Origin of the sequence: Paraburkholderia sp. GAS199 (genome assembly GCF_050436585.1) — a bacterium.
Classification (GTDB): domain Bacteria; phylum Pseudomonadota; class Gammaproteobacteria; order Burkholderiales; family Burkholderiaceae; genus Paraburkholderia.
The window spans coordinates 609,600-634,417 of record NZ_JBNDMM010000002.1 but is presented as its reverse complement, the minus strand read 5'-3'; the positions used below and the strand labels follow the sequence as shown (position 1 = coordinate 634,417).

Genomic DNA, 24,818 nt, shown 5'->3' with positions numbered 1-24,818 from the left:
GGCGCGCGTGATCCGGCCCTGCGGCATTGGGTCGCGAAGCTCGCTCCGTTTGGACAGTATTGCTACCGGCTTTGTGTTACGTCAAGAAAGGTGTTCCCGAGCGCGCGTGGTGAAGCGAGTTTCGGAGTCGGTATGTGGAGAGGCGCAAGTGCGCGGTTGCGGATGGGAGCGGGCAGAAAAAAGCCCCGCCTTCTTGCGAGGGCGGGGCTTGGCGAACTGTGCCTTGCACGACGATTGAATCGCCGCGCGGAGGCGAATTACGGCTTACGCATATTCGGCGAGTGCGCCGCGCATTTTCTTCATGGCGCTCGCTTCGATCTGGCGGATACGCTCGGCCGACACGCCGAATTCGTCGGCGAGTTCGTGCAGCGTGGAGCCACCCGAACCGTCGTCTTCCACCTTCAGCCAGCGAGCCTCGATGATGCGACGGCTGCGTGCGTCGAGTGCGTCCAGCGCGCTGGCGATGCCGTCGCTTTGCAGCTTGTCGCGCTGACGCGAAGCCAGCACGGCGGTCGGCTCGCTGTGCGAGTCGGCCAGATAGGCGATCGGCGCGTACGACTCCTCGCCGTCTTCGACCTGACCTTCGAGCGCGATATCGCCGCCCGACAGACGCGTTTCCATCTCAGCCACTTCTTCGCGCTTCACGTTCAGTTCCTGGGCGAGACCTTCGATCTCGTCAGGCGTGAACGCGCCCAGACCCTGCTTGTGGCTGCGCAGGTTGAAGAACAGCTTGCGCTGCGCCTTGGTGGTGGCGACCTTCACCATGCGCCAGTTGCGCAGGATGTATTCGTGGATCTCTGCCTTGATCCAGTGCATGGCGTACGAAACGAGACGTACGTTCTGCTCCGGGTCGAAGCGCTTCACGGCCTTCATGAGGCCGATATTGCCTTCCTGAATCAGGTCGGCGTGCGGCAGTCCATAGCCCAGATAGTTGCGCGCGATCGACACGACCAGCCGCAAGTGCGACAGGACGAGACGGCGCGCAGAGACGAGGTTGTCCTGCTCGCGAAATTCGGTGGCGAACTGGCGTTCTTCCGCCGGCGTCAGCATCGGAATCCGATTTACGGCCTGGATGTAGGCGTCGATATTGCCCAGTTGACCGGGCAGCAGCGAGGAATGCGAGAGCGCCAGTGCACCTGCCGAAGCGGCCTTAGCCGACGACGGGCTCAGAGTATTCGGAAGGGTCATTGCATGGCTCACGTGTAAAACTCCTTTGGAATCAAACAAAAGCTTGTTCAGAGAACGACTCCAGCGTTGGATGTTAGCACTCTGAATTACCGAGTGCTAATACTTAGAGGGCGTAGGGTCATCCAAGTTCCGCAAATTCCTATTGAAATTCAAATTCTGATAGCCATCTTACGCCTCTTGCGGCGTGCATGTTTGGACCGTAGAAATTACCTAACAACGGCCTTTCGATCTAACATGTGTTCGATTTTTTCTGAATCTGAAGTGACTAATTGCGAAAAAATAGATTTCTTCAGACGATCCAACATTTTGAGATTGTCTTTAGAATAGGGGCAACATTCAGAAGGTAATCAACGTTCGGCTAGCTCGGGTGTTCGATGAACAACAAAAAAAGCGTGTTGCGTGGTCTGGCTCTAAATGGGGTTTGCGCGGCTGTGCTGGCCTGCGCGTCCGGGTTGGCGGCGGCCGACCAGTTCGGCGTGCAATTTGCCGTCGGCACGGGCGATCACCACTTCAAGAAGTACGATCTCGGCTTTGTGTGGGATCCGAATCTGACGTGGTGGCAAATCGGCGACTGGCACTTCGCGCTGATCGGCGAAGCGCATGCGGCCTTATGGCACACCGATGAGGCCAACATTCACAAAAATATTGGCGAATTTGGCGTGACGCCGATCATCCGCTTCATCAAGGGCTCGGGCTCGATCCGGCCGTTCGTGGAAGCGGGGGCGGGCGTACGTCTGCTGACGAGTCCCACCGTCTCTTCTGACTACAATTATTCGACAGCGTTCCAGTTCACGCCGATGGCCGGCGTGGGCGTGCAGATCGGCAACCACCAGCAGTACCAGGTGGGCTACCGGTTCCAGCATATTTCCAACGGCGGTATCAAAGAGCCGAATCCTGGTATAAATTTCCACCAGCTATATTTGCAATATAACTTCTGACGACCGTGGCCACGTTCGGCTTACCGGTGCAAGGGGCTGAGCAATGGCGGCAAAGATAATCGAAGCGATTCGCGGACTCGAGCGAGAGCGCTTTCGGGCCATGGTCGACGGCGACGGACAGTCGCTCGACTCGTTGCTGGCCGAGAACGTGAGCTACGTGCACACGAACGGCAAGCGCGAGACGAAGCGGCAGTTCATCGATGGCATAACGGGCGGCCGCCGCCGCTATCGGCAGATCGAAGTGCAGTCGCAGGACGTGCTGCCGGTGGGAAGCGAAACGTGCGTCGTGACCGGCCGCGCGTTGATCGAGATGGAAGCAAACAACGGCGCGCTGCTGTTTCCTATCGCCTACACCGCCATTCACACTCAGGAAGACGGCCAGTGGCGGCTGATCGCGTGGCAGGCCACGCGCTGCGCGATCGAGTGAATCGGGCTGTGCCGCGCGTCGGTGCTCGAGACGCGCTCCGGTTAGACGGCCGTTTTCGCGACGTCCACGATCAATTCCACCTGCCGTTCGATCGCGCTCGGCACGGGCGCCTCGCCGCGCAAGACGGCGGCGATCCAGGCGGCGGTGGTGGGCGCGTCGCGCGCTTCCGGCAATTCGACCTCGGGCGCGTCCGGCGACGAGCGCTCGTGCGGCACGCGCGTCTCGCAGACGCCGTCGTGCAACCAGTCCACCTGTACCTGACGACGCGTGTCCGCCACGGCCTCGCCTTCGGTGCCGCGCGCCAGCAAGGCGCCGCCGGCGGCTGCGTCGGGATGCGTGTTGAATAGCTGGGTCAGGCTGTCGCGATACGGCGGGTGCGTGTAGTTCACGAGGCGCAGCCCGGCGGGCGCGAACGGTTGCAGGATCTTCACCAGCGTGTGCGTCGAGTTTCGTACGCCCATACGCCGACGCAGCGCCAGCAGACGCGCGAGCTTCGGCGCGAGCACTTCGATCGGTGCGAAGGCGAGGCGGCGCTCGGCGAGGCCGTCTTCGATGTCGGCGTGCGACTGCGCGTGCGGAATGTGCAGATGCTGGAAGATTTCCGCGCTCGTCACGCGGCCGGGGTCTTCCGTGACGCCGTGCACCAGCACCGGCACGCCTTCGCGCGCCAGCAGCAGGGCGAGCAGCGGCACCAGATTCGGCTGCTTGCGCGCGCCGTTGTAGGTCGGGATCGAGACGGGACGAAACTCGGCGTGCGGCAGGTGCAGCGGGTCGAACGACGCGTGCGCGCCGGCCAGCATGGCCGCGAGTTCGTCCGCGGTTTCGCCTTTCACGCGATAGGCAAGCAGCACCGCGCCGAGTTCGAGATCGTCCACACGGCCGTCGAGCATGGCCGTGTAGAGTTCGCGCGTGTCGTCGGCGGTCAGGGCGCGCGCGCCGTTCGGTCCACGACCGATTTCCTTGATGAATCGGGCGCAGGGAAAGGGAATGGTGTCGGCGGAGTCGGTCATCGGGCGCAGTGGGACGGGGTGGCGTGCTGTCTTTCGACAACCGCCACGGTATTCAAGGGACGCTGATCTGGTGTGAGTATCGCATCTATGGCCAATCGGCGAGACATCGCGTCCGTGCGTCGGGTAAGGCAATGGCTTGCCGGCCGCCCGCGCGCGGCGCTTTGCCGCGCGTTACACTCGAACTTTTCGTGCCGCGCAGGCGGTGCCTTCTAAAGACGGAGAACGGGATGAGTTACGTGTTTGCACCCGCACCGCAGGTCGCGGTGCCGGTCGTGGGGTCGAGCGAGCTATTCGCGGTGCGTCGCATCTATTGTGTGGGCCGTAACTACGAGGCGCACGCGCGCGAGATGGGACACGATCCCGACCGCGAGCCGCCGTTCTTCTTCGCCAAACCCGCCGACGCCGTGTTGTACGTGGCGCCTGGCGCGACTGGCGAATTCCCCTATCCGACGCTGTCGAAAAACGTGCACTTCGAGATGGAAATGGTCGCGGCGATCGGCAAGGGCGGCAAAGACATTGCGGCCGACAGCGCGCTCGATCACGTGTACGGCTACGCGCTCGGTCTCGACATGACGCGCCGCGATTTGCAGGCGGAAGCGAAAAAGCTCGGCCGTCCGTGGGATACCGCGAAGGGCTTCGACCATTCCGCGCCGCTCGGACCGATTCATCCGGTCACTACCGTCGGCCATATTGCGAAAGGCGCGATCTGGTTGTCGGTCAACGGCGAGGAAAAGCAGAATTCGGACGTGTCGCAACTGATCTGGTCCGTGGGCGAAACGATCGCCTATCTGTCGACGCTGTTCGAACTGCAGCCGGGCGACCTGATTTTTACCGGCACACCGGAAGGCGTCGGCGCAGTCGTGAAGGGCGACCTGATGAAGGGCGGCGTGGATGGCCTCGGCGAGTTGAGCGTTCGCGTTGTCTGAAATCGGCTCGGGGGAGACAACAATGAAGCTATACAGCTATTTCCGCAGTTCGGCGTCGTATCGCGTGCGCATTGCGTTGAACGTCAAGAACCTGCCGTACGACTACCTGCCGGTGCACCTCGTGCGTGACGGCGGCGAGCAGCTGAAGCCCGAGTATCGCAAGGTCAATCTCGACGGCATCGTGCCCACCTTCGTGGACGGCAACGAAACGATGCCGCAGTCGCTGGCGATCATCGAGTATCTGGAGGAAACGCATCCGGAGCCGTCGCTGCTGCCCGGCACGCCCGCGGATCGCGCGTACGTGCGATCGGTCGCGCTGGCGGTGGCCTGCGAGATTCATCCGCTGAACAACCTGCGCGTGCTGAAGTACCTGAAACACACGTTGCAGGTCGACGATGTCGCCAAGGACGCCTGGTACAAGCATTGGATCGAGTCCGGCTTCGCCACGCTCGAAGCGAATCTGGCGGGCAATGCGCGCACCGGTAAGCTCTGTCTCGGCGACACGCCGACGCTGGCCGACGCGTGTCTGATTCCGCAGGTGTTCAACGCGCAGCGCTTCAAGGTGGAGACCGCAAAGTTTCCGACCATTCAGCGCATTTACGACCACGCGATGCAAATCGACGCCTTCGCCAAAGCGGCGCCCGGCGCGCAGCCCGACGCGGAGTGATGTCGGCGTGGCGATGAAAAAAGGGCGCTCCTTGGAGCGCCCTTTTTGCGTATGCGGTGCGGATCAGCTTTGGTGCTTGGCTGCCAGCCTGTTTGCTGGAATCAGCCGCCGAGCAACGCGTCGGAGAATTCTTCCGCGCTGAACGGCTGCAGGTCTTCCACCTTTTCGCCGACTCCGATGAAATACACGGGAATCGGCCGCTGCCGGGCAATGGCAGCCAGAATGCCGCCCTTCGCCGTACCGTCGAGCTTGGTGACGATCAGGCCGGTGAGGCCGAGTGCGTCGTCGAAAGCCTTGACCTGGGCCAGCGCGTTCTGACCGGTATTCGCGTCGATCACGAGCAGCACTTCATGCGGTGCGCCATCTTGCGCCTTGCCGATCACGCGCTTCACCTTCCGCAACTCTTCCATCAGGTGCAACTGTGTCGGCAGACGGCCGGCGGTGTCGGCCATCATCACGTCGATCTTGCGAGCCCGGGCGGCGCCGACCGCGTCGAAAATGACCGCTGCCGGATCGCCGCTTTCCTGCGCCACCACCGTCACGTTATTGCGTTGACCCCAGATAGCCAGCTGCTCGCGAGCCGCGGCGCGGAAGGTATCGCCCGCGGCCAGCAGCACGGATTGATCGAAGCTTTGCAGATGCTTGGCAAGCTTGCCGATGCTGGTCGTCTTGCCCGCCCCGTTGACCCCGGCGATCATCATGACGAGCGGTTGTGCGCGGCCGAGCATCAGCGATTTCTCGAGCGGCTTGAGCAGGTCGATCAGCAACGTGCGCAGCGCCGTCTTGACCTGTTGCGGATCGCTCAGGCGCTCCGAGCGCACTTTTTCGCGCAGGGATTCGAGCAGGAACTCGGTCGCGTCGACGCCGGCGTCGGACATCAGCAGCGCCGTTTCGAGTTCTTCGTACAGGTCTTCGTCGATCTTCGTGCCGACGAAGATGCCGGTCAGGCTCGAACTGGTTTTCGACAGGCCCGTTTTCAGGCGGGTGAGCCAGGAACGTCTCGCGCCGGCATCCTGCGCGGGCGGCGGTACGATCTCGACGGCCTCGAACGTGGACTCTTCCAGTTCTTCCGGCTCTTCCGGCTCGGGCAGAAGCGGCTCGATGTACGGTTCTACCGGCGTGACGGCGGGCGCGACCGAGGGCAGCTCGACCGCGGCCTCGGACGACGCCTGCGATTCTTCTGGCGCGTTATCGGACTCTTTCGAACCCTTGAATCGTTTGAAAAAGCTGAACATGATCTGGCGTGGTGAGAGCGCGCGCCGATGCGCGCAGCCGGTACAGCACCGGCGGGAGCGGCAGGCAGCGTTGCGATGCGGGATGCAAGGCGCTGGAAGCCGCACATTTTATCAGGCGCGCCGCCGGGCGTCGTATCGGCCGGATGGCCAGGGTGGACGTGGCGCGCCCCTGTGGTAACGTTGGCTCTCCGACCCGCACGCATTGGCGTGGCGGGCGCCTTCTCAACGTAACTGAAACTGCATGCCCCGTTCCGCACCATCACGCGCCCACGGCGCTTCCTCCAAAGGCGGCAAAGCGCACGCCATTCGCATCATCGGCGGCGACTGGAAGCGTACGCCTTTGCCCGTGCTCGACCTCGACGGCCTGCGCCCCACGCCCGACCGCGTGCGCGAAACGCTGTTCAACTGGCTCGGCCAGCGGCTCGACGGCCAGCGTTGCCTCGATCTGTTTGCGGGCAGCGGAGCGCTCGGCTTCGAGGCCGCGTCGCGCGGCGCGGCGCGCGTACTGATGGTAGAGCGCAATGCGCGGGCCGCGAGCCAGTTGCGCGCCAATCAGGAACGCCTGGCTGCACGCACGATCGAAATTGCAGAGGCGGACGGCCTGCGCCTTGCTGCAAGTCTGCCGCCCGGATCATTCGACGTGGTGTTTCTCGATCCGCCGTTTGGCGCCGATCTGCTGGCGAAGGCGCTTGGTCTTGCCGTGCCGCTCGTGAGCGCGGCGGGTTTTCTTTATGTCGAAGCCGGTGAGGCGCTCGTGCTGGATGGCAATGAGACCCTGGCAGGCTGGGAAATCGTGCGGCAGGGCAAAGCGGGCGCTGTCCACTTTCATTTGCTGCAGCGCGAAAATGAGGAATAATGCGCGTTCCAAAACAAGCGCCGGGCGGAACATCGTCACGCGCGCGGTCGGTGCCAAATGCGTCGCGTGGACGCTTTGACGTGCCCATTTGTCTGAAGAGAGGAGAGTTCTCATGGTAGTCGCCGTGTACCCGGGCACGTTCGACCCGCTGACGCGCGGTCACGAAGACCTCGTTCGACGCGCGTCGAGCATTTTCGACACGCTGGTGGTGGGTGTTGCCGACAGCCGCAACAAGAAGCCATTCTTCACCCTGGAAGAGCGCCTCGATATTGCGCACGAGGTGCTTGGCCACTATCCGAACGTGCAGGTGATGAGCTTCAAAGGGCTGCTGAAAGATTTCGTGCGTACGAATAACGCGCGCGTGATCGTGCGCGGCCTGCGCGCTGTTTCCGACTTCGAATACGAGTTTCAGATGGCCGGCATGAATCGCTATCTGTTGCCGGACGTCGAAACCATGTTCATGACGCCATCCGATCAATATCAGTTCATCTCAGGTACGATCGTGCGCGAAATCGCACAATTGGGCGGAGATGTCAGCAAGTTCGTGTTTCCGTCGGTCGAAAAATGGCTGAAGGAAAAAGTCGCCGCGCTCGACCCGAACGGCAACGCTTCGGCGGGACAACCGTAACCGGCGTAAACTAGCGGTTTGACGGATCAAAGCCGGCTTCGGCCGGCGTGAAGTGAGAGATGTATGGCCTTGATGATTACCGACGAGTGCATCAATTGCGACGTGTGCGAGCCCGAGTGCCCGAACGACGCAATTTCGATGGGCCCGGAAATCTATGTGATCGACCCGAAGAAGTGCACCGAGTGTGTCGGTCACTTCGACGAGCCGCAGTGTATTCAGGTGTGTCCGGTGGAATGTATTCCGCGCGATCCGGAGCATCTGGAAACACCGGACGGGTTGATGGCGAAATACCACGCGCTACAAGCGGAAAAGAGCGCGTGAACGGAAAACGGCGAGATGAATACCTCGCCGTTTTTATTTGGGCCGCTATCTTATCGTGCTGCCGACAATGTCAGCTGGTACGGTCGCTGAGAATGTTTTGCAGTGCCTCAAGCAGAATTTCGCACTCGGCGTCGGTGCCCACCGAGATTCGCAAATGCTGGGCGATTCTCGGCGCGTTGAAGTGACGCACGAAAATCTGCTTCTCCCTTAACCTCGCTGTGAGCATGGCTGCGTCGTGGCTTTTATGGCTTGCGAACAGCAGATTCGCCGCCGACGGCACGACATTGAAACCGAGGGCTGCCAGTCCTGCGGCAAGCCGCTCGCGGCTAGCGATCACTTTGGCGCAACTGTCGCGGAACCACGCTTCGTCTTCATACGCCGCGACCGCAGCCACTTGCGCCAGACGATCGAGCGGATAGGAGTTGAAGCTGTCTTTCACGCGATTCAGCGCGTCGATCAGATCGGCGTTGCCGAACGCGAAGCCCACCCGCATGCCGGCCAACGAACGCGATTTGGACACCGTCTGGATCACCAGAAGGTTGGGATAGCGATCGATCAACGCAATCGCCGATTCTGCGCCGAAATCGACATACGCTTCGTCGATCACCACGACGTCGTCGGTGTTGCGCGCCACTAGGCGCTCGATGTCGGCGAGCGGCAAAGGGCGTCCCGTGGGCGCGTTCGGATTCGGGAATAATATCCCGCCGTTGGGCGTCGTGTAGTCGTCCACGTCGATCGCGAAGTTGTCGTCGAGCGGAATGGTCCGATAGTCGACTTCGAAAAGCCGCGCGTAGGTTGGATAGAAGCTGTACGTGACGTCAGGAAACAGCAGCGGCTTGTCGTGTTTGAGCAGTGCCTGGAACGTAAGAGCTAGCACTTCGTCGGAGCCATTGCCTGCAAACACCTGCTCAACGCGCAGGCCGTGATAGTTGGCGACCGTCTCGCGAAGCTGGCGCGCAGTCGGATCGGGATAGCGGCGCAGCGAGTCGGCGGTTTCGCCGAGTTCGCGGCGGATCGCGTCGAGCACGCGGGGCGAGGGCGGATACGGATTCTCGTTGGTGTTCAGCTTCACCGGATGCGTGAGCGTCGGCTGCTCGCCGGGCACGTAAGGCGTCAGACGGTGAACGATGTCGCTCCAGAAGCGGCTCAAGCGATTCTCCTGTAGATGGCGAAACGGCTACGCGTTGCGGTGCAGTTGCATCATGGCGCGTTCAAGTTCGCCTTTGATAACTTGCGGCATGACAGCAAGGGCGCGCTCGATGGAGGCGTCGATGACGTCCTGTTCTTCGCGCCGCGGCGGCTTCAGCACGTAATTGGCGACGTCCGGCTTGGCGCCGGCACGCGCGCTCTCAGGAATCAGATCGCGCGGATGCCCGATCCCGATCCGCAAGCGCCAGTACTGCTGCGACGAGAGATGCGCGGTGATGTCCTTCAGACCATTATGACCGCCGCTGCCGCCACCGAGCTTGAGCTTGACGCTGCCGGGCGGCATGTCGAGTTCGTCATGCGCGACGAGAATTTCATCCGGAAGAATCTTGAAGAACTGCGCCACGGCCACAACCGATTGACCCGAGCGATTCATGTAGGTCTGCGGCTCCAGCAGGTGGACTTCCTCGCCATGAAGACGCGCTTTTGCATAAAAACCGTGGAAGCGCCGTTCGTCGCGCAGCGTCGTGCCGGCTTCGCGCGCGAGTTGATCGACCAGCCAGAAGCCGGCATTGTGGCGCGTCGCGGTGTATTCGGCGCCCGGATTGCCGAGGCCGACGATCAGCTTGATCATGATTGCGTGGGTCCATCTGGCTCGCATGCCACTGGCGGCCGAGCCAAAAAAAGCGAAAAAAAACCCGCCGAAGAGAACCTCGGCGGGTCACGTCGACCGTTTCATTGAAACGGCTCGAGAGGATTGCTCGCTCAGTGCAGCTTAAGCAGCCGGCGTTTCGCCTTCGCTTGCAGCAGCGGCGTCGCCTTCAGCGATTGCGCCAGCCGGGATCGTTGCAGCTGCGACGACCGGGTTTTCTGCTTCAACGTGAGCAACCAGGGTGACGCCTGCCGGCAGGACGATATCCTTGGCATGCAGCGACTGACCAGCTTCGATCTTCGCCAGGTCGACTTCGAGGAATTCCGGCAGTGCCGACGGCAGGCACTCGACTTCGATTTCGTTGAGGACGTGCGAGATCACCGCGCTCGACAGCTTCACTGCCGGGTTGGTTTCCTGGTTCATGAAGTGCAGCGGCACCTTGGTGTGCAGCTTCTTCTTCGCGTCGACACGTTGGAAGTCCACGTGCAGCACGAGCTGACGGAACGGGTGGTATTGCACGTCGCGCAGCAGAACCTGTTGCGACTTGCCACCAACTTCCAGATCGAGAATCGACGAGTGGAAAACTTCTTTCTTCAGCGCGTGCCAAAGTGCGTTGTGGTCCAGTTCGACCAATTGCGTTTCAGCACCAGCGCCATATACGATGCCCGGGGTCTTGCCCGAGATACGCAGGCGGCGGCTCGCACCCGTACCTTGCAAAGAACGCTCGAAAGCGACTACTTTCATGTTGAATCTCCAATGCACTGCCCGCGACCAGGCAGTAAAAACAGGGCCTCGAAACCATAACGGCTGAGGCCCAGAGCGATGGCACGAACCTTCGTTCGTTCATGCCAATTGTGCAAAAGCGCAACGTGCTAAACACGTTGCGCTCTCGCAAATACTTAACTTTCGGCGAACAGCGACATGACCGAATCGCCGCGACGAATGCGCGAGAACGTTTCGGCAAGCAGGCCGGCGCTAGTCAACGAACGAATCTTGGCGCACGAACGAGCTTCCTCGCCCAGCGGAATCGTGTCGGTGACAACGAGTTCGTCGAGTGCCGAAGCTGCGATCCGCTCGCCCGCGCCGCCCGACAGAACCGGGTGGGTGGCGTAGGCGAATACCTGCTTCGCACCACGTTCCTTCAAAACCTGCGCAGCCTTGCAAAGCGTACCTGCGGTGTCGACCATGTCGTCCATGATCACGCACGTACGGCCTTCGACTTCACCGATGATGTTCATCACTTCGGCAACGTTCGCCTTCGGGCGGCGTTTGTCGATGATAGCGAGGTCGCAATTCAGTTGTTTTGCCAACGCTCGTGCACGCACCACGCCGCCGACGTCAGGCGAAACGACCAGCAGGTTCTCGTAATTCTGCTTGCGCAGATCGCCGAGCAGCACGGGCGTAGCGTAGATATTGTCGACCGGAATATCGAAGAAGCCTTGAATCTGGTCGGCGTGCAGATCCATCGTAATGATCCGCTCGACACCCGCGATTTCCAGCATGTTCGCCACGATCTTCGCCGAAATGGCGACGCGCGCGGAACGCGGGCGACGATCTTGACGGGCATAACCAAAGTAGGGGATGGCAGCGGTGATCCGGCCGGCGGATGCGCGCTTGAGCGCATCGACCATGATCATCAGTTCCATCAGGTTGTCATTCGCCGGTGCGCACGTGGATTGCAGGACGAAAACATCCTTGCCACGTACGTTTTCCTGAATCTCGACCTGGATTTCACCGTCCGAGAAACGGCTAACCATTGCTTTGCCGAGGGGAATACCGAGGATTTTGACGACTTCCTGTGCAAGCGCGGGATTTGCGTTGCCAGTAAAAACCATCAGGCCGTCATGGCTGCTCATCGTGCACCTACTTCAGGCTGGGGGCGAGGGGAAATGCGAGAATTTTTGGCAGGGGAGGAAGGAGTCGAACCTTCGAATGCCGGAATCAAAATCCGGTGCCTTAACCAACTTGGCGACTCCCCTACACTAACTTTGAGCTTCACCGAACGTGGAGTTTCGTTCGACGACGCAAAACTTATGACGCGAAAGTAAAGAGTGGATGCTGATCGAGACCTGCAGTCACTGCGCTGTTCCATTCGCTTGGCAGTTTGGCTTGCACCGCTTCTGCTTCAGCTTTACTACGGAACGCTGCAAAAACACTTGCACCTGATCCAGACATCCGCGCTGGCGCGACGTTTTCAAACCATCGCAGCACTTGCGCTACTTCCGCGTATTTTCCTACGACAACCCGCTGCATGTCATTACGGCCAAAACTTTCCGGCCATTCAGTGTTGCAGCTAAGTTCTGCAGGAAAGTCCGTAATTATGAGGGGCTTTGAATCTCTTGTCAACGCTTTTTCGGAAAAAATCGCTGCAGTCGGTACATGAACCCTCGGCGTTACAACCAGGAAATGCCGCGGCGGCAATTGTACAACGTCTAACGCCTCTCCGACACCCTGCGCGAACGCATTTTTTCCGAAAACAAAGAACGGGACGTCTGCGCCAAGTTTCAATGCCAGCGCCTGCAATTCGAGGCGCGGCAGATCGAGCTTCCACAAGCGGTTCAACGCAAGCAATGTCGTCGCGGCGTCCGAACTGCCGCCGCCGAGGCCGGCGCCCATCGGCAAACGCTTCTCGATCTCGATGTCGACACCTTCCGGAGAGCCGGTGTGCGCTTTCAGCAACGTTGCTGCGCGCACGGTCAGGTCGTGTTCGGGTGGGACGTCGGCGATTTCGGTGCTGCGTGTGATGAGGCCGTCGTTGCGTCGCGTGAAGTGCAAGGTGTCGCCCCAGTCGAGCAACTGGAAGACCGTTTGCAGCGTGTGATAGCCGTCCGACCGACGTCCGGTGATGTGCAGGAAGAGGTTGAGTTTCGCTGGCGCGAGACAGTCGCGCAGCGAATCGGTGGTTTCAATCATGATTCGGGCTACGTGCGCCGCAGGGCGCGGAAGAAGCGAAGGAAAACCGAAGAAAGAAGCAGCCGTGCCGTTTCAGGCGGCACGGTACGGGCTACTGATTCAGTACGAGCTTGATGTCGAGCGGAGGTTCCGAGCGGCTCAGATTCAGGCGCTTGACGCCGGTAGCCGGCGCGTCGGCGTAAGCCAGATAGTCGATCGTCCAGCCGTCCTGCGTGATCTGCTTCAGGCGCGACGGCTGTTCCGGATCTTTCTCTGTCTTTGCGCGCGAGGTGGGCGCGGGCGACGGTTGCAGCCAGTAGCGCAAACCCTCAACCGGCAACGCGAAGCCGAGTGCGTTCTGCATCAGCGTGGAGACGTTGTCGGCGGTGAGCGGTTGGCGGTTGGGCAATTCGAGCGTGGCCGACGCAGGTGACGAAGTCACGACGGCCAAAGTTTGTCCGAGCGGATTGCGAAGCTGCAGCGTCACGGTGTCGCCGGTTTCCTGCCACGTGAAGTTGCCGTAGGCATTGCGCTGCTGACCGTTCTGGTCGTTGTACTGGATCGCGAAGCGGCCTTCATACGAACGGCTGGTCTGCGCCGTGACCGACGTGGCTGCATTCGACGTAGACGGACCTTGCGGCTTGACCGACGCACAGCCGGCGAGCGCGATGGCGGCCGCCGCGGCGAAACCGAGCACCGCGCCACGCGGCGCCCGGGGATAAGAGAGCAAACGGGAAAGACGCATCAAAGATCGTTTACCTGAAGACGTTGCAGCGTTTTGACGAGCGTGTCGTTGTCCGGCTCGAGCTTGCGCGCGTCGCGGAAGGCCGCGCGAGCCTGATCCTGGTCGCCGGTTTTCCACAGCACTTCGCCCAGATGCGCACCGATTTCTGCGTTGGGCTGCATGTCGTAAGCCTTGCGCAGCAGTTTGATCGCGTCGGACGTGTCGCCCATGCGGTATTTGACCCAACCCACGCTGTCCATGATGAAAGCGTCGTTCGGCGCCAGCGACGAAGCCTTCTCCACCAGCTTGTCCGCTTCCGCGAGCCGCTGGTTGCGATCGGCGAGCGAATAGCCGAGGGCGTTATAAGCCTGCGGATTGTCCGGCTGCGTCTGGATCAGCTTGCGCAATTGCGCTTCCATGACATCGTAGTGGCCGGTTTTTTCGGCGGCCATTGCGTAGTCGTAGGTCAGATCGGGGTCGTCCGGGAAAGCTGCGGTGGCTTGTTGCAGAGCTTTCTCGGCGTCGGTGTAGCGCTTCGCGTCGAACAGGATGGCCGCGTCGGTACGGACGATCAATGCCTGGTCGCGCGGGTCCGGTGCCTGCAAGCTGGCAAGCAGCTTACGGGCGTCGTCGGGCTTGCCCTGCTTGGCGAGCAGTTGCGCCCGCGTGATCTGCGCCGGCACGAATTGCTGGCTCGACGGCGACACCTTGTTGAGCCAATCGGTCGCAGCCGCTTCGTTCTTCTGTTCGAGCGACAACTGCGCAAGATAGATGTAGGCCTGGCCCGGATCGGCGCCCGGCGTTTTCTCCGCCTGCTGAGCGTACTGCGTGAGATACGTCTGCGCGTCGGTGAAATTCTTCTGCTGAATCTTGATCAGCGCGAGCGCCATGAGCGGCGTGAGGTCGGCCGCGTTGTTCTTGTGCATGATCTCGAATTGCTTCTGCGCGTCGTCCAGACGGTCGCTGGCGAGATACATCTGCGCCAGCGCGAGCCGCGCGTCATGCGATTTCGGATTCTGCTGCACGTACTTTTCGAGCGACGCGATACCTTCCTTGCGTTCCTCGGGGCCCATTTGCGACAGCATCAACGCCGCCGGCAAATAGTCGGGCTTGAGTGTGAGCGCCTGCTCGAGCGACTTGCGCGCGCCCGGTGCGTCGTCGGACACGAGTTGCTGACGGGCGATGGCGAGTTGCGCCTCCGGCCGGTTCATGTCGTTCTTCAGCAGATCTTGCAATACATGCAGGCCGCCGATGCGGTTCGGGCCACGCGAAAGCAGCAACTGCAACGCAAGGATGGCACTGCCGCGATTCTCCGCCGGCACTCGGGCGAGTTCGCGCGAAAGAATCGGCGCGGCGTCGTCCGGTTTGCCCGACAACACGAGTAACGACGCATCGAGTTGCGCGGCGCGCTCGGAGTTCGGCGCATACTGCTGCCACAGTTGAGCTGCCGCCAGCGCATCTGACGGGCTCTGCGCAGCCAGCGCGATCTCGGTGGCACGTTGCGCCATGCGGGGATCGTGCGTGTCGCGGGCAAGCGCGAGGTAGGTCTGATAAGCGGGCGCCGGCTGGTCGCGTTGCAGCGCGACCTCTGCAGCCAGCACCTGGAATACGATCTGGCTCGACAGCTGGACGTTGGGCAGCGCCTTCTGGTCTTCCGCTGAAGCGGGGCCGAGCGGATCCGGCAAGGTGACGGATGTGTCATCCGAGTCCGGCGACGGGTCCTGCGCGTGCGCAGGCGCGGCGGCCAGCGCCCAGACTGCGAGCGCAGCGGCACCTAGCATCCGGCGAGCGGACACTGCGTGCGGCACGCCGGACGCGCGACGGGATGCGCTAGCCGGGCGCTTCAAAAACAGCTTCACGAAGGACAAGTTCATGGAAATCCGTTCAATGTTTCGGACGATTGTAACGCGCTCGCTACAATACGCGCACAACCACTCACGCAAGTTGCAGACCAGTTAGACATGCCAGAGTTGCCAGAAGTTGAGGTTACCCGACGGGGAATCGAACCGTATGTGTCCGGGCGCAAGGTTGAGCGCGTGGATGTACGTACGCCCGCACTACGTTGGCCGATTCCTGCCGACCTTGCTAAAACCTTGCGCGGCCATGTGGTGCGTAAAGTCGAGCGCCGCGGCAAGTATCTTTTATTCGAAATCGACGACGGCTGGTTCATTGTGCATCTTGGCATGACTGGGACGCTGCGCGTGCTGCGTCACGTGCCGAAACCGCCGGCCGCCGCGAAGCACGATCACATCGACTGGATCTTCGACGACTTCATTTTGCGCTATCGCGACCCGCGCCGCTTTGGCGCGGTGCTCTGGCATCCGCGCGATGCCGGCGACGTGCTTGAACATCCGCTGTTGGCCGGCCTCGGCGTCGAGCCGTTCTCGCCCGCGTTCACCGGCGCGCTGATGCATCGGCTGACACGCGGACGCAAGGTGTCCGTCAAGCAGGCGCTGCTCGCGGGTGAAATCGTGGTGGGCGTGGGCAATATCTACGCGTCCGAAAGCCTCTTCCGCGCGGGCATCCGGCCGACCACCGCGGCGGGCCGCGTGTCGCTCGTGCGGTACGGGCTTCTCGCCGACGCCGTTCGCGTGACGCTTGCCGCTGCGATCGAGAAAGGCGGCAGCACGCTGCGTGACTTCGTCGGCAGTAACGGCGAAAGTGGCTACTTTCAGCTCGATTATTTCGTCTATGATCGCGCCGGGCTGCCGTGCCGCGTGTGCGCAACGCCGATCAGGCAGATCGTGCAAGGGCAGCGTTCAACTTATTTCTGTCCTACCTGCCAGCGCTAAATTTCCGATGCCTTCTCGTTTGACACCTTCCGCCACGTCCGGGACATCCGCCTTGCCGGCCATGCCGGATTTCGCAACGCGGCTGATCGCGTGGCAGCGCCAGCACGGCCGCCACGATCTGCCGTGGCAGAACACGCGCGATCCATATCGCATCTGGCTGTCGGAAATCATGTTGCAGCAGACCCAGGTGTCGACCGTCATTCCGTACTACGCAAGGTTTCTCGCGCGTTTCCCGGATGTCGCCGCGCTGGCCACGGCGCCGGTCGACGACGTGATGGCGCTGTGGGCCGGCCTCGGCTACTACACGCGAGCACGCAATCTGCATCGCTGCGCGCAGGCGGTGGTCGAACAGCATGGCGGCGCGTTTCCGTCCACGGTCGAGGAACTCGCGGAACTGCCGGGCATCGGCCGCTCGACGGCGGCGGCGATCGCTTCGTTCGCGTTCGGTGCGCGCGCCACGATTCTCGACGGCAATGTGAAACGGGTGCTGGCGCGCGTATTCGGCGTCGAAGGTTTTCCGGGCGAGAAAAAAGTGGAAAACGCCATGTGGACGCTGGCGGAATCGTTGCTGCCGTCCAATGCGTCGGATAGCGATGTCAGCGCTTACACGCAGGGATTGATGGACCTCGGCGCAACGCTGTGCGTGCGCGGCAAGCCGGATTGTCTGCGCTGCCCGTTCGCGGTCGATTGCGTGGCGAACGTCACCGGCCGTCAGCGTCAATTGCCCACTTCACGTCCCAAGAAAACCGTACCGACGCGACGCACATGGATGCTGGTGCTGCGTGACGGCAATGCCGTGATGCTGGAAAAGCGCCCGCCGTCGGGCATCTGGGGTGGCCTGTGGAGTCTTCCCGAAGCGGCCGACGAAGCCGCGCTCGCCGACCGTGCACGGGGCTTCGGCAGTAACGGAGCGGTCTCGCCGCTCGCGCCGCTCACGCACGTTTTCACGCATTTCAAACTGGATATCGAGCCGCGCATCGCCGAGCTGGATCGTGGCGTAGGCGCGCTGGCCGCTCTGGGCGACGCGGACACGGCATGGGTCGCGCTCAGCGATCTGGATTCGTTCGGCGTCCCGGCACCGGTGCGCAAACTGCTGGACAGTCTGCACGGCACGCTGCTCTGAATGCGCGCAATCTCAGAGCAGCTGATGTTGCTGCATGTAGTGGTGAACCACGTCGATGCGTGCGCCGGCGTCCTGCAATTCCATGAGCTTCTGCCGTGCGCGCAGCGCGATCGGCAGCACTTCGGCTAACCGGTTCGACACCCATGACGGGTCTTCGAGTCTGAACGGCTCGGCGAACGGCAGACTGTCCGGATCGCGCTCGCGGATCGTCGCGATGATGCGTTCGAGCACTTCCGCGCAGGCGCCGAATTTCGCCAGTTGATCGTTGCCTTCGAGCGGCAGGTCGTCGCCGAGCGGCTCCGCCATGCCGACCAGCAAACCGCTGCTTTCCACGCGATGCGACAGCAGACGAAACCGCCGCGTGCCGCGCGAGCGGATCAGCAGCATGCCGAACGCTTCGACATCGCACTCGTCGATTTCGGCAAGACAGCCGACCGACTCAGGCACCGAAGGTTCTTCCGCACGCGCCACCTCGGCGCCGCTCTTCAGCAGACACACGCCGAACGGCGTTTTCTCGCGCAGACATTCGCGCGCCATGTCGAGATAGCGCGCTTCGAAGATTTTCAGCGGCAGCAGGCCGTCGGGGAACAGCACGGTATGCAGCGGGAACAACGGCAAATCGGCGATCACAGCAGAAGTAGAAGACATGGCGCAACGCTTCGAGTTGAGGCCGCGCGATGCGGCCAGTTAAGCCACTAACTTCGATGACTGGCCGGCGTCTACCGGCGCATCGCGATGCCGCACAATCACATTCGCCTGACTTGCGAGACGCGCGGCGAGCGTCTCCGCAATGAACACCGAGCGGTGCTGGCCGCCCGTGCAACCGATCGCGACGGTGAGATAGCTGCGATTGTCGTCGCGGAAATGCGGCAGCCACTTGGCGAGAAACTTCTCGATGTCGTCGATCATTTCATGTACGACCGGCAGCGCGTCGAGAAAATCCACCACGGGTTTGTCGAGGCCGGTGAGCGGCCGCAATTCATGATCGTAGTACGGGTTCGGCAGCGTGCGTACGTCGAATACGAAATCGGCGTCGAGCGGCACGCCGCGTTTGAATCCGAACGACTCGAACATCAGCACGAGGCCAGTGTGTTCCTGCTCGATGAAGCGTTTGACCCACGCGCGCAAAACGTTCGCCCGCAGATTGCTGGTGTCGATCTGATGGCCGAATTCCGCGAGACCGGCGACGAGTTCGCGTTCGCGCTCGATTGCTTCGGCGAGCGAAGTCAGCAGGCCGACGTCGGCGTCGTGCGCGGTTGATCCGGAGAGCGGATGGCGGCGGCGAGTTTCGGAGAAACGCTGGATGAGCGACTGCGTGCTGGCGTTGAGGAACAGCACGCGCACGTCGTGGGCGCGCGAGAGGTCGCGGATCATCGCGGGCATTTCGTCGAGCGAAGCGCTCGAACGTGCGTCGATGGCGACCGCGAGCCGTTCTTGTCCGGCTTCGGCGAGGTAGTTGGCGAGTTGCGGCAGGAAGCGCGGCGGCAGATTGTCGACGCAGTAATAGCCTGCGTCTTCTAGCGCGTTCAGGGCAACAGACTTGCCGGAGCCGGAGATACCGGTGATCAGGATTATGCGCATGGAGTCGTGAAATCCGTACAGTTCATCATAGCATCTGGTCTCTCTGCGCGTACCCGCAGCCTGCCCTGGGCCGCGGGCGCATCCGGACCGCGCGAGACGCGCGAGAGCGCCGCCCGGCCGGATTGCCGACTCAGATCAGTTTGCCGGGGAACTGGCTGTCCGGGTCTTGCATGGCGAGGCGCTGGCGATCCATGAAGTCGCGCAGCGTATCGATGCCACGCAGTTGCAGGATCGTATTGCGCACGGCGGCTTCGACCAGCACGGCCAGGTTGCGGCCTGCCGCCACCTGGATGGTGACCTTGCTGATAGGCAGGCCGAGCACGTCGACGGTCTGGCTTTCCAGCGGCAGCCGCTGAAATTCGCCGTCCGGACGACGCACCAGTTGCACGATGAGTTTGAGCTTCATTTTGCGGCGCACCGCGGTTTCACCGAAGATCGTCTTGATGTCGAGCAGGCCGAGACCGCGCACTTCGAGCAGGTTTTGCAGCAGCGGCGGGCAGCGTCCTTCGACGAAATCCGGGCCGAGGCGCACGAAGTCGACGGCGTCGTCGGCCACGAGGCCGTGTCCGCGGCTGATCAGTTCCAGGCCGAGTTCGCTCTTGCCGAGGCCGGAGTCGCCGGTGAGCAGCACGCCCATGCCGAGGATGTCGAGAAACACGCCGTGCAGCGTGGCGCGCGGCGCCAGGATGCGCGACATGTAAAGGCGCAGGCTGTCGATCACCGCGGCGGCCGACATGGGCGTGGTGAACAGCGGCGTGGACGAGCGCGTGCAGCGCAGAACCAGTTCGGGCGGTGCGGCTACGCCGCCGGCCACCACCAGAAACGGCGGCTCCAGTGCGATCAGCTCGGCCATGTGGCGCGAGCGGTCTTCGTCGGTTTGGCGCTTGTAGTAGTCGATTTCGGCGTCGCCGAGCACCTGGATCCGGTTCGGGTGGATCAGGTTCAAGTGGCCGACGAGGTCGGCGCTCGACGTGGCATTGGCGACCGATTCCGAGGAAAAGCCGCGCTCCCAGCCTTCATGCCCCGTCAGCCAGCTGAGTTTCAGCGTGGCGGCGTTGTCGTCGAAAATGCTTTGGGCGTTGATGCTGGACGTATCCATGAGTCAGTGACTCCAGTGTGGACCGCTTGCCTGTTAAGAACGCGGCCACGCTAACGCGGGACGCGCACCTCGCCAGGCGGAACCCGCACAGGGCGGGTCACCGGCGTGCGGATAACCGCCGATGCATCAAGGTTGCCACTGAGTGAGCAGGCGATGCAACGATTCGCGGTCTTCTTCCGTGTGCAGGCGCTCGCGAGCTTCGCGATCGGACAGCAACTGGGCGATTTCCGAAAGAATTTCGAGGTGCTGCTGCGTGGCCTGTTCGGGCACGAGCAGGAAGATCAGCAGCGAGACCGGCTGGCCGTCGGGCGATTCGAAAGGAATGGGCTCGGCGAGGCGAACGAAAGCGGCGAGCGGTTGTTTCAAGCCTTTGATCCGGCCGTGCGGGATCGCGACACCTTCGCCGAGCCCCGTCGATCCGAGGCGCTCGCGCGCAAACAGATTGTCAGTGACCGTGCTACGGGCGATGCCGTTCTGGTTCTCGAAGATCAGGCCTGCTTGCTCGAACACCCGCTTCTTGCTGGTGACCGATAGTCCGACGACGACGTTCTCGAGGGGAAGAAATTTGGCTAAACGATTCATGTTGACAGGCGAAAACGTGGCCTGGGTTTTCCTCGTTGGGGCATTTAAGTGGCGTTCCATTCGTTTGACGCTCACGGCGGCGTACGTGGGAGTCTGAAAAACGCAGGCTCCGGCCGACCTTTTTCCGTTAAAGCTTGCTGTCCCCAATGGTAACCGGAACATTATAGAACAGGGTAGCCACCGATGGTGCGGCGCGCCATCTATGCGCTATGGATTGCAGCAAGTTTGTTGCCGGTGTGCGATCGGGCTTGCAACGTGCCGTGAAAAGGGCTCCCGGAAACGAAAAACCGCCCGATGCCGGGCGGTTTAGCTGGACAAGGGAAAACAAAGAAAACCTTCTAATTTCCCTTATTGCGGCGGCACGTCGAGTAGCGGCGCCGGTTGATACTTGATCGCGTCATGCTGATGGCCTTGCAGGCGATCCTTGTGACGTATGACTTGCCGGTCGAGCTTGTCGATCATCAGATCGATCGCAGCGTAAAGGTCGCTGTCACAGCTCTCGACAAAAATGTCTTTGCCCTTCAGATGGAGGTTGATTTCCACCTTTTGACGCTTTTCCTTTTCCTTATGGTTGTCGACCGAGAGGACCACACTGCCGTCGATTACCTGATCGAAATGTCTTAGCACCCTATCCAGTTTGGTGATCACGTATTCGCGCAACGCAGGCGTTACTTCGAGGTGGTGTCCACTGATCTGCAGATTCATAGTGCTTCTCCAAGCTAATGGCCGCTTGGTCCGCACGATGAGGTAGGTCCGGTCGATCTGTCGGCTTGCCTGAGTCGCCCCCCGGTGACTGACTTCTGGCAGGTCGCATCGGCCGGCCTATCCGCCAACTGCGGAGCGGCCGGTAAATGCCCGACGCGGGAGGCGACGGGCTACAGAGACTTGCGCAGGTTGACTGCCGGGATCTTGAGCGCTTCGCGATACTTCGCAACGGTACGTCGTGCGACCACGAAGCCCTGTTCAGCCAGCAGTTCGGCTATGCGACTGTCTGAGAGAGGCGATTTCGGGTTTTCCGCTCCTATCAGTTGCTTGATGAGCGCACGGATCGCCGTGGAAGACGCCGCACCGCCCGTGTCAGTCGAAACGTGTGATCCGAAGAAGTACTTAAATTCAAGCGTCCCGAATGGGGTCAGCATGTATTTACCGGTTGTCACACGCGAGACAGTTGACTCGTGTAGGCCCAGCGTATCAGCAATTTCCCGCAAAACCAAGGGGCGCATGGCAATTTCGCCATGGACAAAAAAGCTCTTCTGGCGCTCCACAATGGCTTGCGCAACCCTGAGGATTGTCTCGAAACGTTGCTGGATGTTTTTGATCAGCCAGCGTGCTTCCTGCAGTTGCTGGCGCAACGATCCGCTGCCCGGATCGCCCCGGTTGTTGCGCAGAATATTGGCGTACAGATGATTGATACGCAGCTTCGGCACGACCTCGGGATTGAGTTCCGCCTGCCATCCCTGAGCCGTCTTGCGCACCATGATGTCCGGCACGACGTAGTCGGCTTCGGCCTTGCCGTAGGCGGCGCCGGGGAACGGTTCGAGCGAGCGGATCAGCACGTGGGCGTCGCGCAGGTCGTCGTCGTTCGCCTTGAGATGTTTGCGCAGACGCGTGAAGTCGCGCGCCGCGAGCAATTCGAGGTGATGCGCGACGATCTCCAGCGCCAGGGTACGGGTAGCCGACGAAGGCAGCCGCACCAGCTGCAGTTTCAGACATTCCGACGCCGAGCGCGCGCCCACGCCGGCCGGGTCGAAGCTATGCAGCAGCGCGAGCGCCGCGTTCAGTTCGTCGACGTCGACTTCGAGCTCTTCCGGCAGATCGCCCAGCACTTCGTCGAGCGTGGCGGCGAGATAGCCGTCGTCGTCCAGAGATTCGATCAGGAAGGTGATCAGCGCGCGGTCGCGCTGGCTGGCCTGGGTGACGCGCAACTGCGCCATCAGGTGATCGCGCAGCGACGTGCTCGATTCGTGGATTTGCAGCGGCGGGAGGTCGTCGTCGTCCGAAGCGTTGCCCGAGCGGCCGTAGTCGTCGAGATTCCACTGCGACGCGTCGCCATTGCCGTCGCCCGACAGGCCGTTGTACTCGTCGACGCCCTGCGGCTCGCCGTTTTCGGAGCGTTCGCTGTTGCTCGACGACGAAGACGACGTGTTGCCGCCCATCTGGTCGGGCGGCGCGGAGGAGTTCGGCGCCTGGGCGATCAACGAGCCGTCGGCCGCCACGCGCAACGGGCTCGCGATCCAGTCGTCCTCGTTCTCGAGGAGCGGATTCTGCGAGATCGCCATTGCGACTTCCTGCTGCAATTCGAGCGTAGACAACTGAAGCAGCCGGATGGACTGCTGCAGTTGCGGGGTCAACGCAAGATGCTGCGATAGGCGGAGTTGGAGGCTGGCTTTCATGGCAAGTTGAGATTCATTGTAGAGAGTTTGCCACGACCGCGATACCTTGCGACACCCGCAATAACGCGTGCGCCCGTTTTCGGCCGCGCCGGGTTCGGATAGCCCGGCTCAAAAGTGGGGATTGCGCTTGTCGCAAGGGCGCCGGCCGATGCGCGGGGCATGGCCGGCAATCCCTGGGGCGCTTACATGCGGAAGTGCTCGCCCAGATAGACGCGCCGCACGCTCTCGTTTTCGATGATTTCGCTCGGTGCGCCGGCAGCCAGCACGCTGCCATCACTGATGATGTAGGCGTGGTCGCAGATGCCGAGCGTCTCGCGCACGTTGTGGTCGGTGATTAGCACGCCGATATTGCGCTGCTTCAGAAATTTGACGATCTTCTGGATTTCCAGCACCGCGATCGGATCGACACCCGCGAACGGTTCGTCGAGCAGAATGAAGCTCGGATTGGTGGCCAGTGCGCGTGCAATTTCGACCCGGCGACGCTCGCCGCCGGACAGCGACAGCGCCGGATTTTCACGCAGATGAGCGATCTGCAGTTCGTCCAGCAACGCCTCGGTGCGGCTCGTGATGGTGTCCTTGCTGAGCCGCTTGCCGTTGTCTTCGTATTGCAGTTCCAGCACGGCGCGAATGTTTTCTTCGACGCTCAGCTTGCGGAACACCGAAGCTTCCTGCGGCAGATACGACAGACCCAGCGACGCGCGCTTGTGGATCGGCAGCAGGCTGATCGACTTGCCGTCCAGATCGATCTCACCCGCGTCGAGCGGCACGAGGCCGACGATCATATAGAACGAGGTGGTCTTGCCGGCGCCGTTCGGACCGAGCAGACCGACCACTTCGCCGCTTTTCACGTCGAGCGACACGTCTTTCACGACCGTGCGCGAACCGTAGCGCTTCTTAAGATTGCGCACGACGAGCGAACTGCTCGTGCCCGCCGGCTTGCGATTGGGGAGGGAGGCGGAGGTGCTCACTGATTCGGCGCTCCCTGGATCGTGGTGGACGGCGCGAGCGTGGCCGAGGCGCCGGTCAGCGGCGCGGCGCCGCCGTTGCGCGGCGCCAGCATGGCGCGCACGCGGCCCGTCGGGTTGCCCGGACCGGCTACGTCTTTGCCCGCCTTCGCAGTGTAGAAATCGCTCTGACCGTCGTACGTGATGACGCTGCCATGCACCTGGTCCATGACCGTGGAAAGACCTTGCAGGCGCTTCACGGTGGCGTTGGTGGTGAGCGTGGTCAGGTCCTGCTTGCCGTCGTAGTCGATCCGGACTGCCGTGCCTTCGATGTATTCGTCGAGGCCTTCGCGTTTCTGGCGGAAGTACGACAGGTTGCCGCCGCTCGACGTGCCGGTGGCGTACTGATAGCCCTGCGGGTCTTGCGTCACTTCGACACGGTCGGCCTTGATCACGATCGTGCCTTTCGTGGCGACCACGTGGCCGGTGAAAATGTTGACCTGCTTGAGGTCGTCGTAAGTCATATTGTCCGCTTCGACGTTCAGCGGCTTGTCCTTGTCGGCGCGATCGGCGTGCGCGAGCGGCGCGAAGCCGGCGAGCGGCAACGCGACGAGCAGCGCAGCGAGTCCGGCGCGGCACGCGGACAGGGAGCGCGAGCGGCCGGTATCAAAACGGGGGAACGAATCGTTCATGC

27 protein-coding genes and 1 tRNA gene are annotated in these 24,818 nt (G+C 61.9%); 9 read left to right on the top strand and 19 right to left on the bottom strand.

The genetic code is table 11. The features are described 5' to 3' along the window. Nucleotides 1–264: 264 nt before the first annotated feature. Entirely contained in the window at nt 265–1,200 is a 936-nt protein-coding gene (gene rpoH / locus P3T18_RS08890) for an RNA polymerase sigma factor RpoH (RefSeq protein WP_429299545.1), read from the bottom strand. Between the two features lie 362 nt (nt 1,201–1,562). Here rpoH and P3T18_RS08885 point away from each other — a divergent pair, with 362 nt between their 5' ends. Both P3T18_RS08885 and P3T18_RS08880 read left to right on the top strand, forming a co-directional pair. Continuing rightward, a complete protein-coding gene (locus P3T18_RS08885) occupies nt 1,563–2,126 on the top strand; it encodes an acyloxyacyl hydrolase (protein WP_429299544.1) in 564 nt (187 codons plus the stop codon). 43 nt (nt 2,127–2,169) lie between these two features. Beyond that, complete coding sequence (locus P3T18_RS08880) at nt 2,170–2,553, top strand: nuclear transport factor 2 family protein (RefSeq protein WP_429299543.1); 384 nt, start codon at nt 2,170–2,172, stop codon at nt 2,551–2,553. 41 nt (nt 2,554–2,594) lie between these two features. On the opposite strand, the gene ybiB is transcribed toward P3T18_RS08880, so the two are convergent. Beyond that, the gene (gene ybiB, locus P3T18_RS08875) at nt 2,595–3,563 is read right to left on the bottom strand and encodes a DNA-binding protein YbiB (RefSeq protein WP_429299542.1); all 969 of its coding nucleotides are present in this window, start codon (nt 3,561–3,563) and stop codon (nt 2,595–2,597) included. A 227-nt stretch (nt 3,564–3,790) separates the two neighbouring features. Between ybiB and P3T18_RS08870 the strand changes: the two genes are divergently transcribed. Then, nucleotides 3,791–4,489 carry a fumarylacetoacetate hydrolase family protein gene (locus P3T18_RS08870; protein WP_429299541.1) on the top strand — a complete coding sequence of 233 codons (699 nt, stop codon included), beginning with the start codon at nt 3,791–3,793 and terminating at the stop codon, nt 4,487–4,489. A 22-nt stretch (nt 4,490–4,511) separates the two neighbouring features. Then, nucleotides 4,512–5,156 (top strand): maleylacetoacetate isomerase, encoded by a 645-nt coding sequence (gene maiA, locus P3T18_RS08865; RefSeq protein ID WP_429299540.1) that lies wholly within the window; start codon nt 4,512–4,514, stop codon nt 5,154–5,156. 101 nt (nt 5,157–5,257) lie between these two features. Here the strand turns inward: maiA and ftsY are convergent, their stop codons facing one another. Next, nucleotides 5,258–6,391, bottom strand: coding sequence for a signal recognition particle-docking protein FtsY (ftsY, locus tag P3T18_RS08860; RefSeq protein WP_429299539.1), 1,134 nt, complete (start codon nt 6,389–6,391; stop codon nt 5,258–5,260). Nucleotides 6,392–6,632: 241 nt separating this feature from the next. On the opposite strand from ftsY, the gene rsmD reads away from it, so the two are divergent. The 3 genes from rsmD to P3T18_RS08845 all read left to right on the top strand — a co-directional run bounded on the left by rsmD (nt 6,633) and on the right by P3T18_RS08845 (nt 8,196). After that, the gene (rsmD, locus tag P3T18_RS08855) at nt 6,633–7,247 is read left to right on the top strand and encodes a 16S rRNA (guanine(966)-N(2))-methyltransferase RsmD (RefSeq protein ID WP_429299538.1); all 615 of its coding nucleotides are present in this window, start codon (nt 6,633–6,635) and stop codon (nt 7,245–7,247) included. 112 nt (nt 7,248–7,359) lie between these two features. Further along, nucleotides 7,360–7,875: a pantetheine-phosphate adenylyltransferase gene (gene coaD, locus P3T18_RS08850; protein ID WP_429299537.1), complete on the top strand. Its 516-nt coding sequence runs from the start codon at nt 7,360–7,362 to the stop codon at nt 7,873–7,875. Between the two features lie 63 nt (nt 7,876–7,938). After that, nucleotides 7,939–8,196, top strand: a complete 258-nt coding sequence (locus P3T18_RS08845) for a YfhL family 4Fe-4S dicluster ferredoxin (RefSeq protein WP_429299536.1) — start codon at nt 7,939–7,941, stop codon at nt 8,194–8,196. 70 nt (nt 8,197–8,266) lie between these two features. Here the strand turns inward: P3T18_RS08845 and hisC are convergent, their stop codons facing one another. From hisC to P3T18_RS08805, 8 genes are all read right to left on the bottom strand, one after another. Next, entirely contained in the window at nt 8,267–9,346 is a 1,080-nt protein-coding gene (hisC, locus tag P3T18_RS08840; protein ID WP_429299535.1) for a histidinol-phosphate transaminase, read from the bottom strand. A 27-nt stretch (nt 9,347–9,373) separates the two neighbouring features. Next, nucleotides 9,374–9,976, bottom strand: a complete 603-nt coding sequence (gene pth / locus P3T18_RS08835; protein WP_429299534.1) for an aminoacyl-tRNA hydrolase — start codon at nt 9,974–9,976, stop codon at nt 9,374–9,376. 141 nt (nt 9,977–10,117) lie between these two features. Further along, on the bottom strand, nt 10,118–10,738 hold the full coding sequence (locus P3T18_RS08830) for a 50S ribosomal protein L25/general stress protein Ctc (RefSeq protein ID WP_429299533.1): 621 nt from the start codon (nt 10,736–10,738) through the stop codon (nt 10,118–10,120). Nucleotides 10,739–10,893: 155 nt separating this feature from the next. Beyond that, nucleotides 10,894–11,850 (bottom strand): ribose-phosphate pyrophosphokinase, encoded by a 957-nt coding sequence (locus P3T18_RS08825; protein WP_006048037.1) that lies wholly within the window; start codon nt 11,848–11,850, stop codon nt 10,894–10,896. Between the two features lie 46 nt (nt 11,851–11,896). Then, nucleotides 11,897–11,973: transfer RNA gene (locus P3T18_RS08820), tRNA-Gln, on the bottom strand. Between the two features lie 52 nt (nt 11,974–12,025). Continuing rightward, the gene (ispE, locus tag P3T18_RS08815; protein ID WP_429299532.1) at nt 12,026–12,907 is read right to left on the bottom strand and encodes a 4-(cytidine 5'-diphospho)-2-C-methyl-D-erythritol kinase; all 882 of its coding nucleotides are present in this window, start codon (nt 12,905–12,907) and stop codon (nt 12,026–12,028) included. 91 nt (nt 12,908–12,998) lie between these two features. After that, the gene (gene lolB, locus P3T18_RS08810; RefSeq protein WP_429299531.1) at nt 12,999–13,631 is read right to left on the bottom strand and encodes a lipoprotein insertase outer membrane protein LolB; all 633 of its coding nucleotides are present in this window, start codon (nt 13,629–13,631) and stop codon (nt 12,999–13,001) included. Beyond that, nucleotides 13,631–15,484, bottom strand: a complete 1,854-nt coding sequence (locus tag P3T18_RS08805; protein ID WP_429299530.1) for a tetratricopeptide repeat protein — start codon at nt 15,482–15,484, stop codon at nt 13,631–13,633. Before P3T18_RS08805 ends, lolB begins: the two co-directional genes overlap by 1 nt. An 87-nt stretch (nt 15,485–15,571) precedes the next feature. On the opposite strand from P3T18_RS08805, the gene mutM reads away from it, so the two are divergent. Together mutM and mutY are read left to right on the top strand one after the other, a co-directional pair. Next, nucleotides 15,572–16,402 carry a bifunctional DNA-formamidopyrimidine glycosylase/DNA-(apurinic or apyrimidinic site) lyase gene (gene mutM, locus P3T18_RS08800; RefSeq protein WP_429300075.1) on the top strand — a complete coding sequence of 277 codons (831 nt, stop codon included), beginning with the start codon at nt 15,572–15,574 and terminating at the stop codon, nt 16,400–16,402. 7 nt (nt 16,403–16,409) lie between these two features. After that, nucleotides 16,410–17,525, top strand: coding sequence for an A/G-specific adenine glycosylase (gene mutY / locus P3T18_RS08795; protein WP_429299529.1), 1,116 nt, complete (start codon nt 16,410–16,412; stop codon nt 17,523–17,525). 12 nt (nt 17,526–17,537) lie between these two features. On the opposite strand, the gene P3T18_RS08790 is transcribed toward mutY, so the two are convergent. From P3T18_RS08790 to lptA, 8 genes are all read right to left on the bottom strand, one after another. Continuing rightward, nucleotides 17,538–18,173, bottom strand: a complete 636-nt coding sequence (locus P3T18_RS08790; RefSeq protein WP_429299528.1) for an LON peptidase substrate-binding domain-containing protein — start codon at nt 18,171–18,173, stop codon at nt 17,538–17,540. Between the two features lie 39 nt (nt 18,174–18,212). Beyond that, a complete protein-coding gene (gene rapZ / locus P3T18_RS08785) occupies nt 18,213–19,106 on the bottom strand; it encodes an RNase adapter RapZ (RefSeq protein ID WP_429299527.1) in 894 nt (297 codons plus the stop codon). Between the two features lie 130 nt (nt 19,107–19,236). Next, nucleotides 19,237–20,205 carry an HPr(Ser) kinase/phosphatase gene (gene hprK / locus P3T18_RS08780; RefSeq protein ID WP_007179412.1) on the bottom strand — a complete coding sequence of 323 codons (969 nt, stop codon included), beginning with the start codon at nt 20,203–20,205 and terminating at the stop codon, nt 19,237–19,239. A gap of 126 nt (nt 20,206–20,331) precedes the next feature. After that, on the bottom strand, nt 20,332–20,847 hold the full coding sequence (locus tag P3T18_RS08775; protein WP_429300074.1) for a PTS sugar transporter subunit IIA: 516 nt from the start codon (nt 20,845–20,847) through the stop codon (nt 20,332–20,334). Between the two features lie 288 nt (nt 20,848–21,135). After that, a complete protein-coding gene (hpf, locus tag P3T18_RS08770) occupies nt 21,136–21,492 on the bottom strand; it encodes a ribosome hibernation-promoting factor, HPF/YfiA family (protein WP_028199089.1) in 357 nt (118 codons plus the stop codon). A 170-nt stretch (nt 21,493–21,662) separates the two neighbouring features. Beyond that, on the bottom strand, nt 21,663–23,180 hold the full coding sequence (locus tag P3T18_RS08765; protein ID WP_429299526.1) for an RNA polymerase factor sigma-54: 1,518 nt from the start codon (nt 23,178–23,180) through the stop codon (nt 21,663–21,665). Nucleotides 23,181–23,362: 182 nt separating this feature from the next. Next, on the bottom strand, nt 23,363–24,148 hold the full coding sequence (gene lptB / locus P3T18_RS08760) for an LPS export ABC transporter ATP-binding protein (RefSeq protein WP_429299525.1): 786 nt from the start codon (nt 24,146–24,148) through the stop codon (nt 23,363–23,365). Then, entirely contained in the window at nt 24,145–24,816 is a 672-nt protein-coding gene (gene lptA / locus P3T18_RS08755) for a lipopolysaccharide transport periplasmic protein LptA (protein WP_429299524.1), read from the bottom strand. The genes lptB and lptA overlap by 4 nt, the downstream gene beginning before the upstream one ends. Nucleotides 24,817–24,818 lie beyond the last annotated feature (2 nt).

Excerpts from the sequence above, each read along its gene's own strand:
- ftsY (WP_429299539.1), bottom strand. The coding sequence starts at position 6,391 with ATGTTCAGCTTTTTCAAACGATTCAAGGGTTCGAAAGAGTCCGATAAC.
- lptA (WP_429299524.1), bottom strand. The coding sequence starts at position 24,816 with ATGAACGATTCGTTCCCCCGTTTTGATACCGGCCGCTCGCGCTCCCTG.
- P3T18_RS08885 (WP_429299544.1), top strand. The coding sequence starts at position 1,563 with ATGAACAACAAAAAAAGCGTGTTGCGTGGTCTGGCTCTAAATGGGGTT.
- lolB (WP_429299531.1), bottom strand. The coding sequence starts at position 13,631 with ATGCGTCTTTCCCGTTTGCTCTCTTATCCCCGGGCGCCGCGTGGCGCG.
- mutM (WP_429300075.1), top strand. The coding sequence starts at position 15,572 with ATGCCAGAGTTGCCAGAAGTTGAGGTTACCCGACGGGGAATCGAACCG.
- coaD (WP_429299537.1), top strand. The coding sequence starts at position 7,360 with ATGGTAGTCGCCGTGTACCCGGGCACGTTCGACCCGCTGACGCGCGGT.
- hprK (WP_007179412.1), bottom strand. The coding sequence starts at position 20,205 with ATGGATACGTCCAGCATCAACGCCCAAAGCATTTTCGACGACAACGCC.
- P3T18_RS08825 (WP_006048037.1), bottom strand. The coding sequence starts at position 11,850 with ATGAGCAGCCATGACGGCCTGATGGTTTTTACTGGCAACGCAAATCCC.
- rsmD (WP_429299538.1), top strand. The coding sequence starts at position 6,633 with ATGCCCCGTTCCGCACCATCACGCGCCCACGGCGCTTCCTCCAAAGGC.
- P3T18_RS08790 (WP_429299528.1), bottom strand. The coding sequence starts at position 18,173 with ATGTCTTCTACTTCTGCTGTGATCGCCGATTTGCCGTTGTTCCCGCTG.
- hpf (WP_028199089.1), bottom strand. The coding sequence starts at position 21,492 with ATGAATCTGCAGATCAGTGGACACCACCTCGAAGTAACGCCTGCGTTG.
- ybiB (WP_429299542.1), bottom strand. The coding sequence starts at position 3,563 with ATGACCGACTCCGCCGACACCATTCCCTTTCCCTGCGCCCGATTCATC.
- maiA (WP_429299540.1), top strand. The coding sequence starts at position 4,512 with ATGAAGCTATACAGCTATTTCCGCAGTTCGGCGTCGTATCGCGTGCGC.
- P3T18_RS08805 (WP_429299530.1), bottom strand. The coding sequence starts at position 15,484 with ATGAACTTGTCCTTCGTGAAGCTGTTTTTGAAGCGCCCGGCTAGCGCA.
- ispE (WP_429299532.1), bottom strand. The coding sequence starts at position 12,907 with ATGATTGAAACCACCGATTCGCTGCGCGACTGTCTCGCGCCAGCGAAA.
- P3T18_RS08765 (WP_429299526.1), bottom strand. The coding sequence starts at position 23,180 with ATGAAAGCCAGCCTCCAACTCCGCCTATCGCAGCATCTTGCGTTGACC.
- P3T18_RS08830 (WP_429299533.1), bottom strand. The coding sequence starts at position 10,738 with ATGAAAGTAGTCGCTTTCGAGCGTTCTTTGCAAGGTACGGGTGCGAGC.
- P3T18_RS08775 (WP_429300074.1), bottom strand. The coding sequence starts at position 20,847 with ATGGAACGCCACTTAAATGCCCCAACGAGGAAAACCCAGGCCACGTTT.
- P3T18_RS08845 (WP_429299536.1), top strand. The coding sequence starts at position 7,939 with ATGGCCTTGATGATTACCGACGAGTGCATCAATTGCGACGTGTGCGAG.
- mutY (WP_429299529.1), top strand. The coding sequence starts at position 16,410 with ATGCCTTCTCGTTTGACACCTTCCGCCACGTCCGGGACATCCGCCTTG.
- rapZ (WP_429299527.1), bottom strand. The coding sequence starts at position 19,106 with ATGCGCATAATCCTGATCACCGGTATCTCCGGCTCCGGCAAGTCTGTT.
- P3T18_RS08870 (WP_429299541.1), top strand. The coding sequence starts at position 3,791 with ATGAGTTACGTGTTTGCACCCGCACCGCAGGTCGCGGTGCCGGTCGTG.
- pth (WP_429299534.1), bottom strand. The coding sequence starts at position 9,976 with ATGATCAAGCTGATCGTCGGCCTCGGCAATCCGGGCGCCGAATACACC.
- P3T18_RS08880 (WP_429299543.1), top strand. The coding sequence starts at position 2,170 with ATGGCGGCAAAGATAATCGAAGCGATTCGCGGACTCGAGCGAGAGCGC.